Origin of the sequence: Photobacterium sp. DA100, assembly GCF_029223585.1 — a bacterium.
Classification (GTDB): Bacteria; Pseudomonadota; Gammaproteobacteria; order Enterobacterales; family Vibrionaceae; genus Photobacterium.
The window spans coordinates 1,860,081-1,873,738 of sequence record NZ_CP119423.1 but is presented as its reverse complement, the minus strand read 5'-3'; the positions used below and the strand labels follow the sequence as shown (position 1 = coordinate 1,873,738).

General features: G+C 44.4%; 13 protein-coding genes. 4 read left to right on the top strand and 9 right to left on the bottom strand.

The window, feature by feature from the left end:
• Positions 1 to 7: 7 nt before the first annotated feature.
• Positions 8 to 1,393: a short-chain fatty acid transporter gene (locus tag PTW35_RS08770; protein WP_281027351.1), complete on the bottom strand. Its 1,386-nt coding sequence runs from the start codon at positions 1,391 to 1,393 to the stop codon at positions 8 to 10.
• Positions 1,394 to 1,753: 360 nt separating this feature from the next.
• Here PTW35_RS08770 and PTW35_RS08765 point away from each other — a divergent pair, with 360 nt between their 5' ends.
• On the top strand, positions 1,754 to 2,764 hold the full coding sequence (locus tag PTW35_RS08765; RefSeq protein ID WP_281027350.1) for a DUF2860 family protein: 1,011 nt from the start codon (positions 1,754 to 1,756) through the stop codon (positions 2,762 to 2,764).
• Positions 2,765 to 2,861: 97 nt separating this feature from the next.
• Here the strand turns inward: PTW35_RS08765 and PTW35_RS08760 are convergent, their stop codons facing one another.
• The 3 genes from PTW35_RS08760 to umuD form a co-directional block, all read right to left on the bottom strand.
• The gene (locus PTW35_RS08760; protein WP_281027349.1) at positions 2,862 to 4,241 is read right to left on the bottom strand and encodes a hypothetical protein; all 1,380 of its coding nucleotides are present in this window, start codon (positions 4,239 to 4,241) and stop codon (positions 2,862 to 2,864) included.
• 262 nt (positions 4,242 to 4,503) lie between these two features.
• Complete coding sequence (locus PTW35_RS08755) at positions 4,504 to 5,760, bottom strand: Y-family DNA polymerase (RefSeq protein ID WP_281027348.1); 1,257 nt, start codon at positions 5,758 to 5,760, stop codon at positions 4,504 to 4,506.
• A 64-nt stretch (positions 5,761 to 5,824) separates the two neighbouring features.
• On the bottom strand, positions 5,825 to 6,235 hold the full coding sequence (umuD, locus tag PTW35_RS08750; protein WP_039461121.1) for a translesion error-prone DNA polymerase V autoproteolytic subunit: 411 nt from the start codon (positions 6,233 to 6,235) through the stop codon (positions 5,825 to 5,827).
• Positions 6,236 to 6,582: 347 nt separating this feature from the next.
• Between umuD and PTW35_RS08745 the strand changes: the two genes are divergently transcribed.
• From PTW35_RS08745 to PTW35_RS08735, 3 genes are all read left to right on the top strand, one after another.
• Complete coding sequence (locus tag PTW35_RS08745) at positions 6,583 to 7,020, top strand: hypothetical protein (protein ID WP_281027347.1); 438 nt, start codon at positions 6,583 to 6,585, stop codon at positions 7,018 to 7,020.
• A gap of 169 nt (positions 7,021 to 7,189) precedes the next feature.
• Entirely contained in the window at positions 7,190 to 8,521 is a 1,332-nt protein-coding gene (locus tag PTW35_RS08740; RefSeq protein WP_281027346.1) for a hypothetical protein, read from the top strand.
• A gap of 64 nt (positions 8,522 to 8,585) precedes the next feature.
• Positions 8,586 to 9,053: a hypothetical protein gene (locus tag PTW35_RS08735; RefSeq protein WP_281027345.1), complete on the top strand. Its 468-nt coding sequence runs from the start codon at positions 8,586 to 8,588 to the stop codon at positions 9,051 to 9,053.
• 338 nt (positions 9,054 to 9,391) lie between these two features.
• On the opposite strand, the gene PTW35_RS08730 is transcribed toward PTW35_RS08735, so the two are convergent.
• From PTW35_RS08730 to PTW35_RS08705, 5 genes are all read right to left on the bottom strand, one after another.
• The gene (locus tag PTW35_RS08730) at positions 9,392 to 9,829 is read right to left on the bottom strand and encodes a GNAT family N-acetyltransferase (protein ID WP_281027344.1); all 438 of its coding nucleotides are present in this window, start codon (positions 9,827 to 9,829) and stop codon (positions 9,392 to 9,394) included.
• Positions 9,830 to 10,111: 282 nt separating this feature from the next.
• The gene (locus PTW35_RS08725; RefSeq protein ID WP_281027343.1) at positions 10,112 to 10,912 is read right to left on the bottom strand and encodes a class I SAM-dependent methyltransferase; all 801 of its coding nucleotides are present in this window, start codon (positions 10,910 to 10,912) and stop codon (positions 10,112 to 10,114) included.
• Between the two features lie 114 nt (positions 10,913 to 11,026).
• Positions 11,027 to 11,773, bottom strand: a complete 747-nt coding sequence (locus PTW35_RS08720) for a hypothetical protein (RefSeq protein ID WP_281027342.1) — start codon at positions 11,771 to 11,773, stop codon at positions 11,027 to 11,029.
• Positions 11,770 to 12,225 (bottom strand): hypothetical protein, encoded by a 456-nt coding sequence (locus tag PTW35_RS08715; protein ID WP_281027341.1) that lies wholly within the window; start codon positions 12,223 to 12,225, stop codon positions 11,770 to 11,772. The genes PTW35_RS08720 and PTW35_RS08715 overlap by 4 nt, the downstream gene beginning before the upstream one ends.
• A gap of 168 nt (positions 12,226 to 12,393) precedes the next feature.
• A complete protein-coding gene (locus PTW35_RS08705) occupies positions 12,394 to 13,569 on the bottom strand; it encodes a hypothetical protein (protein ID WP_281027340.1) in 1,176 nt (391 codons plus the stop codon).
• Between the last annotated feature and the right edge of the window lie 89 nt (positions 13,570 to 13,658).

The following is a 13,658-nucleotide window of genomic DNA, read 5'->3' as shown; positions in this document are numbered from 1 at the left end:
GGGCTACCTAGAGCAGCAGTAAACCACAGCCGATAATCGCACCTGAAGCAAACAATGAAATAATACAGAAACCCATAATATCTTTGGCATTTAGTCCCGCGATACTGAGAGCAGGCAAAGCCCAGAAAGGCTGAATCATATTAGTCCAGGCATCGCCCCACGCAATCGCCATGGCTGTCTTGGCTGCTGGGACACCAAGCTCTGCGCCTGCTGGCATCATAATGGGAGCCTGAACGGCCCATTGGCCCCCACCAGATGGCACAAAGAAATTAACGATCCCTGCACTGATGAAGGTAAACAGCGGGAACGTGTGTTCGTTTGAGATACTGACAAACATATCTGACATCGCCCCAGCCAACGAGATGCCCTCTGGGCCTTTAGCAACCATCATTCCCATGATTCCGGCGTAGAAAGGGAACTGCAGTAAAATCCCGGCGGTATTTTTGGTACCTTCGGCTACCGCTTTCAATAATCGTTTAGGCGTTCCATGTAACAGAATGGCAGTAAACAAGAAGATGAAATTCACAATGTTAAGGTTAAGCGCAAAACCGTTCTCGCTGAAATACATCACAATGTAGCTAAATCCCAACAATGCCAGCAAGCGGTTAACCCAAGGTGATTGCTCTAGCTTCTCAGCTGGTGTTAAATCTGTGCTTTTTTCCTCTTCCGGGCTCTCATCCAGTGACAAAAGGGCCGGTGAAATAGTCACAACCTGATCCGCTGACGGGTGCATAGAGCGATTCAACAAAGGAATGGTGATCAGCATGGCCAAAAGAATAACAATGTTCATGCTCGAGAAAAGCGTTTCCGCGGTTGAAACCGGTGACAATACCGCACCGGCGGTCACTGCCTCCAAGTTACTTCCCGAGGCAAGCGCTAATGGCACCGAGCCAGAAAGCCCAGCATGCCAGAACAGGAAACCGGTATAAGCCGATGCAATAAGGAGTCGGTAATCGACGCCTTTGACCTTGGCAGCAAGTTCACGGGCAAAAATAGCCCCGACGACTAGGCCGAACCCCCAGTTAATCCAGCAAGCAATCGCGGAAACGACAGTGACAATCAAAATAGCATGGCCCGGCGTTTTGGCTGTCATCGCAAGGTACGACAAGGTTCGCCGGAAAACGGGGGCCGATGCCATGGCATGCCCGGTCACAACCACGAGAGCCATCTGCATGGCAAAGGTTAGCAATGACCAAAATCCGCCGGAAAACGCATTGACCATTTGGAGCGGGCTTTGTTGGGTGACAGGCATTGCAATAAGGAAGACAGCAAAGGTTAGCAACGCCGCAAATAAGAACGGATCGGGCAGATAGCGCTGTACCAATGCGGTACACACCCTTGATAAGCGCTGGATGAAAGTTGTTTTCTGATAGGATAGAGTTTCAGTAGCCATTTTCTTCTCCTTTAGAATATGTCTACAACGTCATTGGATATAATTGAGTTATTTCTCATCCACCATTGAAGCTTAACCCTAGCTAAATTGACACTTGTAAAAACAGGAAGTCGATTTGCAAATACTGGAAAAATACACTTGATATTTCTGGCTTGGCTAACGGTATCGATCGTTATTCCTTGTTATGGCTTGCCTTCCCTAGCAGCCAAGATATTAGCCGGATGGTCAAAAAGACTGCTTTATCATGTTCAGTTTTGAGCCTGATTTATTAAATATAAGAAAAACTCCCCCGGCATTTTACAATTTTGAGAAGTTCTCCTAATTTTTTAACACGACTTAAAACCAAATTGGGGCTTCAATATGATTCGGCCGTTACTGCCATTCGTGATAACAACCGCCTTTATTTCCAATGCCTATGCGATAGAGCCGATCCCCAAAGAAAGTGGCTTTTCTGGCTTTATCAATGTCGGAGCTGGCGGTGTGAGTGTGGAGTCAAATAATCTCGCCAAGTTTGGCTCGGTCGATTTAAGTAACAACACCCTAAGTTCAATCAATGCAAAACCCGACAGCGAAGATTCAGCCATTCCTATTATTGCCGCCGAGCTCGCCTATACCTTTGCTGATAGCCGTACACAAATTTTCATTGGTAACCAACTGGAAGACTATATCCGTTTCGACTTCTCTACCCTTGCTGGAGTCAGACAAGAAATTGGCAAGGCTGGCGTATTGGGTGCAAGCTTCCTTTACACCCCACTGGCTACAGAAGTGTGGGCAGATCCTTTCCTCACCGGTTCCCCAAGAACAAAAACGGATCGTTCTGCCAATGGTTACCGGTTGATTTGGGCTCGTATGTACGGTACAGAGCTAGAACTAAGGTATTCCTACCGAGATGTCGATATTGATGACGAACTAAGTGGGGTCTCTCTGGGTTTGGATAGCCAAGAGCGAGCTTTACTGAACCGCAACGGGGATGTTCACCGCTTCACCGTACAATACACCTTCAACTGGGATACCCCCAGACATCGCTTAGTACCTTCCTTCTCGGTGATCGACCACCAGAGCGATGGCGACGCGATGGCTTATGATGCCTATTCCCTAGGGGCAAACTATATCTACTCCATAAACCGCTGGCGCCTAGTCACTAACGTCTATCTCTCTGAGCTTTCATTTGACGAAGTCCACCCTGTCTATGATAGAAAAATAGATAGTAGCCAGCTGGGCGCGAGCTTCACTGCGTTTTATGCCAGCCCCTTTGGTTGGAAGAACTGGCTGGCAAACGGTACTGTCGCCTGGTTCGACGACGATAGTGATATCGATTTCTATGATGCATCGGTCAGCTTGTTCAGTGTTGGCCTGCTCTATCGCTTCTAACTGCCTCATCATGAAATGGGAATGACGCCAGGCAACGATTTTTAATCGTGACCTGGCGTTGACCGTGAAGCGGGGTTTTCTAACAAGGAAACCGAAACTACGAAGCGTTTTCCTCACGTATTAATATGCCGTTGCTCTCAAACTGCCCATACAGACGCTCGACCACCTGCCAGGCCTCTTCGCCGTGTGCTTGCCTGATATAGTTTTCGACATCTGCACGGATTGTGTCGGCAAAAAACGATGCCGCGAACATCCCTTGGTCAAGGCCGATGATCTTATTGGTGACTTCTCCTTTATCGTTCACCGCATCAAACCAGCCTACCGGGCTGACAATCTGCGGATGGCGGCGCTCAACATCGCGTAGCAACTCGATGGCATGATCACGGTTAATCATTGCATACAAAGCGCTGGCATGCGGGGTACCCACCGGCTCTTGAAAACTCCGTCGGCCACGCTGGTACGCTTCTGCCATTCCGTCAACTCCATATTCGCTGTAACGGCTATCTATCGTTGCTGACGATGACAGGAAAGGTATGCCGTATTCAGTGCTGTACTCGATCTGCACTGTTGCCATGTCGTCAAACATCTGCGGTACCGGCACCATTGACTGCTCATCAAACCAAACCGATGGCAACATGCCCTGGAAGTAGGCCCCGTTCCAGGTCAGCATCGGGTTGATCACCTCCCCATCCCGCGTCATATACTCGCCGGTGTAGAGCCTCATATTGGTAAAAGTAGCTTCGGGGATCGGCTCCTCATCACCATAAGTCAGCACAGCAGCCCAAAGCGGTGCCAGTCGGCTCTCGTTTGCCTTACGGTCGATCTTGTATTTGGCGTAGCCCCGCTGGCCGTCGCCTCTATCTTGCCATGCTGCACGCAGCAGCTCGCGGTTATTGTTCTCACGGTCGTAGAGGCCATACCAACCCTGTTTACTTTCCATGATCAACGCATCGGCGCGCTGAGCCAGCTTTGCTAACTCGGGATCTTCATGCTGCCAATATGCGCCCGCTACCGCCGCCAGCGACGATACCAAGTTAGCTGCATCAACGGCAGACGCCACCGACCGGCTATTGAGAGACAGCTCCCCTGCGTCAACTTTATACATCCAGATAAACAGGCCATTCCATTTCGGGGCATTTTCCAGCTGGCTCAAGACCTCCCCTAGGCGCTGGCGCGCTTCTGCCGATCCCGCCCGCTCCATCTCGGTTAATACATTGAGGTACAGGCCAACTGTGGTGCTGTTCACCGCAGGGCGAGGCTCAATAACACCGTTATCCATCAAGCGAATAAAATCATATGGCATACCTGATTGGGAATCGACGCCGACGCCATCCCGGAAATACTGCAAATTGGTATGAAGCTGTTGAGCAAAGTTTTCAGGGTAATGATGCTCTCCTATATAAACGTCTGTAATCAATGGTGTACTTACATCTTCAACACTCGATGCACATCCACCAAGCATAAAAGTCCCTAACACCAGCGCTAATACCTTCTTCGTATAAATCAATACAGCCTCACTCTCATTAATAGAATCGTTTCAATAAAAACCTCTAAAATTTAACCTTGAACTATCGTACAGTCGAGACAAGCATCAATTTAACTTGTTAATAAATATTATATTTTGAATTAGATCACACCAGTAGAAACGATAAAACCAAACGAGAAACCCGACTTTTCACTGAAAAGTGCCCCCAAAGCTCCCTCTGAAGGCCATTTATCTTTAGTCGCGTCTGTGTCACTCAACACTTCACCCGCGGGATATCCCGCCACCGGGTGGTATATTGCGGTGTCAAAAACTCCCGTCGCATCGCCCATCTGGGATTGATACCCTGAGCCGCCAGGAACAGGCTGTCTCGGCCATAGCGCTGGTTAAGGCTATCAAAGACCTTCATCAATGCCGGATTGGTTGTTGATTCATCGAACAGATCACCCTGTGCATGTTCACCGCTGACCAAATCGATCAGCCCGACCCCGATTTTGTAATAACGTACCCCCGGCGCATAAAGTCGATCGAGCAGTGACGCGACCGCTTTGGTAATAGCCGCACTGTCATCGGTTGGATAGGCAAAGCGGTAAACCTGTTTAAAGCTCTGTGGCCGTTCGTCATAGGGCGAGTTCGAAGCAAACACCATCATCACACGCACCAGAGAACGTTGCTTTCTCAGCTTCTCTGCCGCAATACCGGCATGCTTGCACAGAGCTTGGCACAGGCTGTCGGGGCACGTGATACGCTCGCCGACACTGCGGGTAGAGAAGATCTGTTTCTTGTCAGCCCTTGCCTGATCCCACCCCTTGCACACCTCGCCATTAAGCTCGCGCACGGTGCGTTCAACCTCGACATTGAATGACTTCCTCGCTAGCCCCGGCTTCATCGCGGCGAGCTGCAATGCAGTATTGATCCCCATGAACTCCAGCCGCTTGGCAATCCGTCGGCCAATCCCCCAGAGCTCAGAGGTTTTCATCTGCGCCAATATCGCCTGTCGTTGGGCTTTGGTGGCTATCACACACACACCTTGGTAACCCTGAATCTTCTTTGCCGCATGATTGGCTACCTTGGCAAGGGTCAAGGTCGTGCCGATACCGACACAGACCGGCAGCCGGCACTCCCGCCACACCGCCCGCCTTAACAGCTGCGCATGGTGGGATAAATCGGGTATCGCTTGCTGGCACTGGTGGAATGCCAGAAAGGACTCATCAATGGAATACACATGCTGTTCGGGGGCAAAACGGCCAATCACCTCCATCATCTTGGCAGACAGATCGCCATAGAGTTCATAGTTCGACGAACAAGCAATCACGCCTTTGGCCTCGCACAAACCGCGCATTTCAAAATAGGCTTTGAACTTCTCGACCCCGGCCTCTTTTGCCAGCCGATTGGCCGCGACAATACAACCGTCGTTGTTCGACAGGACCACCATCGGCCTGTTCCGCCAGTCAGGCCGAAATACCTGCTCGGCCGAGCAATAGAATGAATTGGCATCTACCAGGGCGAACATGGTGGCCTCCTTCCCAGTGCTATCAAGCTTCTACTCACTAACGCCAAAACCATCTGCCCCGCCCCTAACGATTATCAGCAAAAATCTGACTCTGGCGGTGGCAGCGAATCGAGCGTGTTACCACCCCCTCCAATGTGAATTGATCGTGCTGCGAGACATACACGGGCATATACCCGGAGGCCGCAGAGAGCAGACGGCGTCGTTTGGTGTCAATGAGCTTACAGACAAACTCACCATTGAGGTTCGCCACCACCACATCATGATCCTTCACCGTGATATGACGGTCGACAATCAGCACATCGCCATCATAGATGCCCACACCTTCCATGCTCCGGCCTTGCGCCAAACCGATATAAGTCGCACTCGGGTGCTCTACCAGCAGTTCATCCAGCGACAGCGGAAGCTGCAGGTAATCCGTCGCAGGACTCTCGAACCCGGAGATCCCCGCACTGGCATAAAATGGAATAAAGTTCATAATTCACGAGATACTGTTTATTTATACAGTATTATTGTTATCCCAGACTCAGCACGGGTCAAGATGCACCTTGATCAATAGCTGCTTTTGTAAGCATGCGTGCGCTACAACACTGCAGACATCCCCGCCTAAGCCAAACAGTCGCAACCCTTTGCAACAACCCCAGTGGCCAAGCACCGCCGACGATATATTATCCCCGCTGTAATAACATGTAATACGATTTCACTAGGCAAAGCCTATTATTTCCCATGTAACATTTAATACTAATTCGCTGCCATATTGAGGTTGAGCTATCAAACCAATTATTGATAGCTCACACTGATTAAAAATAATAAAGGGAATACATTATGAACAAAATTATCAAACTGAGTTACGAAGGCAAAGATTTCGGCTACATGGGAATGAAGAAAAATGGCAACATGCATGTATTCTATGGTGGAGCTGATAAGTCAGATGCCGTTGAATTTAAGCAAGTTGAATACCCTAAACGATCTAATGCTTATTATTATGAAGTGGTGAAAGTTAACAAACACTATTTAGACATCAAAGCAACCAGCTCCGTTTTATTTGCCGACAAACCAAGTATTTCTTTGGCAATGTCATCAATCGTAGCCTGGGAAGAAGTTGATGGCGAGTTACACGCTATTATTAGTGGTAAAGATACCACAAAAGCCGTAAGCCGAAGCGCCGCCGACCCTGATAGTACGACACTGTACGGCAACTTAACCTTTGGTGACGGAAATGCCTGTAAAGTTAAGATCTTAAATGCAGAAAAGGTCAGCTAACATCAAACCGGATCAAGTGTCAATTGAATCGTGTGGGTTTTCAGGATAATCCCTGACAAACCCATATGATTAAATTCATAGCTGTATATTAATAAGCCCAAGAAAAAAGATGACCTATCTTTTATATATTCAAACTTTTATTGAATTTGTTATATTGAGGGAGTAACCAATGTTTACAGGGAAAGGAAACTCATCAAGAAATATATCCATACTGTTTTTTATTTTATGTAGTTTTATATTTATAGAAAAATCAGCAGCCAAGGATAAAATATCAGATATTAGCGATTTAAACCTAAATGATATTGCATACCTTTGGCCAACACCAAAGAGCCAAGACGATGTTAATGCATTAATTAGTGCTGATTTTTTAATAAATGATGGCGAATTATGGCCTGAAGAAAAATTCAATGATGTCATTTACTTTGCAGAAAATAAAGTCAATGGTAAAGATGCTAGCGGAAATATCGTCAAAATCTCTTTTGTCAGCGGCGTTGGCGTATTTGAAGGCCAATTAAGAAAAAGAAAAAACTGGAAAGTGGTTGGGTTTCGGGTAGATCCCTCAGCCCCGAGTGCATCTCCCGAGAGCATTGAACAATGGGGCAGCATCCCACAAATTCGCCTCGTGCTACAGCCGGTGACAGTAAACGAATCCGGTGTTGTTACCATTCATGATATGACGGCCCACCTCCCCTTCAATTTCGTCCTCAACACCACATGGCCCTTCCAGCCAGATAAAATCGCCTTTGAAAAGATCCTCAACGATTTACTCACCCTGAAAAAATCACAACAACAAATGCAGGCGTCTAGTCAGCGGGAAGGTCCACTAAACGTCAATAGCAACCTATTGACTAAGAGCTTTGCAGATCAAGTAAAAGCATTCCTGCATGACAACTTGTCCGCCAACAGACTTGAGTTCATCTCTTTCATGGGGACGGCAAATTCAGATCAATGGATTTTCTTCAACTTAGCCAGCAATGCCCTGTCACCCAATTCACAGCTGCTGCATGTAAAGCCAAGCTCTACCAGTGGATTCGTGGGTAATCGGATTGGCAACAACGTCAACCAGAACTTTGATAACTGTAATGGCATTAGTACCGCAGTGCTATTCAACAACGGTATTGATACTGAACTTGGCAATACTGTGCAGTGTGTTGACTCTGCTGCTACAAGCCCGGCTCTACCAAAACTACAAGATATTCCCAATATTATCGCCAACCCAGTCAACAGCAATGTAATGAATACAGACTGTGTCAGCTGTCATACCGAGTCGACACGCAGAAGCATTCTAAAACTGACCACGGTTAGCGCTGATCAGTTCCAGCTACCCGAACTCGAACCTTACGTCATGGACGACTTATTACCCAAAGACAAATGGAATGTAAGAAACTTTGGATGGTTCACTAAAGATGTACTCACGGATCCAAAACCAATTATCAGTACGAGAGCAGCGAATGAAACGGCTAGCTCACTGAAATTTATCAAAGAGCACTACGCGAATTAGAGGCTAAGCCTTATTCATTCTAAACCCATGCCATAGCGGCAAAATCTACGACAAGGAAAAGGTTATGACTGAGCAAGTATCACACCCATTAACTTTGGTGATGAACATTAAATCACCAGCAGATGCGCAACAGCTAAAAGAAATCCTAGATGGATTTGAAAACATGCCAGAAGGCAAAAACCCCATCAATGTCGCGCTAACAAAGATTGGTACCGTACACTTTGCCCGTTTCGTGTTTTTAAGTGAGCTACAACTCGCGGTAATCACCAGTTACGATGGCGAGTTTGCCCGTTATATCCAAGATTTCACGAACGAGATTGGCGATATATTTAATACCCTTCTCTCCCACATGGCAGATGCCCCACCACTACCGGTACAGAATAATCTCAAGGAATTTATGCTGTACGTACAAAACAATGATCGCTCATACGTAAACGGCGAACTGCAACCGCTTTATAGTGCTTATCCATCGTTAACCGTAGCTGATATTCTCAGCAATGCTGAGAAAAGTGCTCTGCAAAAAGCAGGATAACGACTTTCAGGTATAGCGGTTTGATGTCGCTATACCTGTATTTTTCATCTCGGGGTATCAATTTTTCTACTTCCCTTGCTCCACTAACGCTATTGACCCGTTAATACCTATCTGTTTTTGCCAGTTAGCAAACACATCCTGGCTATTTTATATTAGCCACCTTTAACTATGCGAAATCAGACATTTCGTGACGCCGTCACAGTTTAAATCTGATGGTCAACAGGAGCTAAGTACCCGCTCAATCGCAGCGTAAACAATAAAGCCTCAAGCGAAGGCAGCGTGAACTCTAAGCTTTGAAAGAAAAGTGCCGGACGTTATCTGCTGAGTTGAGCAAGATATTAAAGTGATTTTTCCATGAAGAGTAACCGCTGGCCATCATAAATACTGGTTTTAAAAGGCTTGTATCCCAGCTTTCTATAAATGTGCAATCCACGCACGTTCGACTCAAAGACATCTAGCCAAACTCTCGAGCACCCTAGTTCTTTAGAACAGAATCGCTCCATCGCTTTGATTGCTAACTGACCCAATCCACGACCTTTGGATAAAATCACGATCCGTCGAAACTCGACGGCTTCACTACTCTCCTGATGCAATATAATAAAGCCAACCAGTTCATCATTATGAAACACTGATAGGTAAATTGGCTCGTTGCTGCCAATTAACTCTCGATGCTTCTCAAGAGAATATGGGATAATAAATTCTTCGGTCCCACTTAACCGCTCTATCTCAAAGAAGAAGTCAGCGTCTTCAACCTTTGATCTTTCCAACTTCAACATTTAACTCTCCTAATGTTTAATCCCTGATATAAGGAGTGGCACGCCCAAGTCACAATGCCTACTAAACTCCATTCCAAAATAAGCCAAGTCTAACGTAATGAGGTTAAGCAGTTTATTTACCGATTAACTTTCGATAAAGCGCACGTAAATCGACTCCATAAACTTAACGCCCAATTAAGTAGTGAGCAACGCTACCACCTAACCTAAACATTACACCGCAAACACTAAACCCAACTTGAACTGAAAATGCTAAGCATTGGGAATGCTGCCTTAAACGCTTTGTTAACTACACTTTTTCGCAATAACTAAACCATGGTTACTACTACCAAGCAATGATTGCTCGAAACAAGTTGAAAGATGATACTTGAACCATGCTTGATACTGTTGTTCATTGAGTTGATTGACTTCCTGACCAATAAAACGAACGTATCCATCAGTTGCAATATGACTTTCAACACTAAAACCTGCTTGAACAGCTAAATCTTCAATTTCTAAAGGCTTAGCAAAATAACCCGTTCTAAAAAATGGATCTACATCGGGAGACGTAACTAAGCCACTTTCATTCAATTCACTTAGAACTTCAGGAGAAACTAAACTCTTGGACATTTTTGCAAGCAAACCTGCTACAAAGAAACGGCTAATATACGCAATCGCTACCACACCATTTGGCTTTAATATGCGGTTGGCTTCTTTTAAAACAGCTTCTCGATCAGACCTTGATTGAATGTGATAAAGCGGTCCTAAAATTAAAACAATGTCTTGAGTGGCGTTTTCAATAAAGCTCACGTTAGTTGCATTTGCTTCGTAAACAGCTAAGTCTAAATATTGGCTCTTAGCATTACTATTAAGTTGCTCAACTAATTCAGGAACTAACTCTACTGCTGTTACATGCATACCTTGCTGAGCATAGTGAAGCGAATAGCGTCCAGTCGCGGCACCAAGTTCAGTTAAATGACTTGCTGAGTTAATATAAGGCTCCAACACACTTAGTGTTGTATCAAACTCAATACGCGTTATATTTTGACATAGAAGACGCTTCTCTTCGTCAAAGTTTGCGTAGTAATTCATATATTCTTCTTGCACGACTTCCTCCTGTGCAGTTAACGCCGAACATAAATTGCGCCACGATAAACCAACCAAGCGCACCAAACTCCATACCAGAACCGTCAAGTTTAACAAGTCACCTTGATTGCTTTGTTAAGTGCTCTTATTTATCACGACACTGTGCAAGAATTGGTCAATCAGTTCTGAATTTAAAACCAACCCCAATGAATTTGGTAAACCTGCGGATACAACACCTAAAAACATGACCCGATTCCCACCTAGGACAATGCCACCATTTTCACTATACATTCCTTGGCTAGCAATAAATACAGGACTACCACTTACTCCAGGCATGATATTACTGTCGATCAAGAATGCTTTCTTATCATTATAATTTGACCAAACCGGTGTAGAGGTTGAAGCTCCACGTACAAGTGGCAGTAATTTACTTAAGTTTTTTTGATAGCCGATATATTTTACATTTTCAACCGCTGACAATTGGTTGATTTGTTCTAATGATGGGACTAAATCTGAAGTAATCGCCCGTATAAATATCGGTGTCGAAGTGTTTTCTAATTGGTTAATTAAGTGACCAATTGGAATCGCAACTAAGTCAAGTTCAGGTGAAGAATACCTTTTAGCGGTGGGCAAATTCAACTCAACAGTAACTTTATTTGTTTTAGAAGGGAGGTTGCCTTCTCTAACGAAAAACTCACTGTATATTCTCTTTGCGCGTTCGATTACATGATAGTTGGTAATCAAAAACGGAATATTTTGTTTATTCTCATCATAGAACATATAGAAAAATGCTGTAGCCTCGACATTAGTTCCATCGACATTTTCAACCGAAATTGGTGCTGTTGAGTATAATAATTGAGTGTAGATATCATTAATGTTCATTGTTTAACCTTAACATCAACAGTTTCTGCTGGATTTGGTAATTCATCAAGTATTTCTTCAGCTAAATCACTAGCTGCTTTATGGCTGTCCTTTCTCTTTATAAAATACCACACTCCACAAACTGAGCTTACAACAGGAGTTATTACATACGGAAACAAAGCATCTTTGTTTAATTGAACATTTGAGAAGTAAGCACTCGCAATAACACCTATTCCGACAGAACAAATACTCAGTAGTATTTCACCATAGGTAAAACTATGATTTTTAATTTTATTAAGTTTTTCTCTACACTTATTTAATGTGCTTGCTCTAGTTTGGACAAAAAAATCTTTCTTATCAGCTACTGGTTGTTTGACAGCGACATCTTCTCGAACAGTCAAGGCTTCAAATGCGTCAACCCCAGTATCAGTCTGCGTCACAACATTAGCATTGCTGTCTGCAACATTACTCATTTTTCATTTTTCATCCTCATAACTTAAATTATTTCAATAATCTAAGAGCACTTAGCCCTGTTAAGGTGTGAGCAACGGAATACCGATGCCGCCGCATACCACCTTAAACACTAAACGCAACGCATAGTAAAAATGCCACGCGTTGTAGAATCACTCTTCAACAGTTTGTTAAGCAGCTTTTTGGCGAATCAAATGCTCATAGTTAAACAGGCATTTAATTAATTGATGTAGTCGATGCATTTCACGGTATGACATGAGTATTTTTCTCATAAAATCAATGAAGTACATTGACTTTGCTTTCTCTTGCTTTATACCTTCTTTCTTGGGGTAATAAGTGATAACTTGAGTTGTATCATCATATTCCGCTTTGACATGTGCAATTGAGTTACGCAACTGGTTATTAATTGCATCTTCACCAATTTGGTACCAGCACTCATCTAAATGACTGACTTTAAATCCATAAGGTAAGTCTGCAAAGTGGCTGAGTGACTTCGGCGTTGCCTTGCCAACATCTTTGAACTTATTATGATCTTTACGATGAATAACGTTGTTAATCCCTGCGACCAAAATGAGCTGACGAGATAAAATTTCAGAGATATCTTTGTATAGATCTTTGTACTTATTAAAGTCATCTGTAGACACCCTAAAAGCTACCAACTCTTTATCGTAATCGGTGTCAAAGTCCAGAAATAGTGCTGGTCTAAATGCCAACTCTCCTGCCAAAATTTGCGGGTAAATTTCTATGCAATCGTGTTGTGTATTCTTTAAAAAATCGGTTCCAATAATCTCCTCAAAAAGTGCATCAAATGCCTCAGCATCAGAAGATAATGCATCATTAATACCTTTCATATGAATAGCAACAGACTCTGCGTTTTCAGATGGCATTGAAAAAGGGGCAAACACTTTCGCTATGACGCAATATAGGGCTAAGTTTACATCTTGAGGCTTTTCAGACCTTAGAGTTTCTCCAAACTCTTTTTTACATAACCGTCCAAATAAATTCACATTTTTTGAGTACAAACGTAGAACACGTTCTAATTCTTCAGTTTTCGAATGTAATATGTTCAAGCCATTCAATCTGGCATTGTGAATACCGAAGTTTTCATGCCCAATTCGGCCTATAGCTTTCAAAAATGGTGTATGACCCATTTGATATTCACCAAAAGTAACAGGAAAATCTAGGTGTAGATCGACAAATGGATACTCGTTGGTAAAAGGTCCCTCAAACTCAACTGCTTTAGCCCCTTTTACTTTTACGCCTTTTCCATTTTCAATATCAATATGGATGGCCTCGCCACAACTTGGGCAGCAAAACCTTATTGGTTGAACATCTCTGTTAGACATTCCGATTCTACAATCAACCAAACTTTCACAAGTTGTACATTCAAATCTTTGATTAAAATTCATTTCTTCTTACCAAATCACCTAGCTGC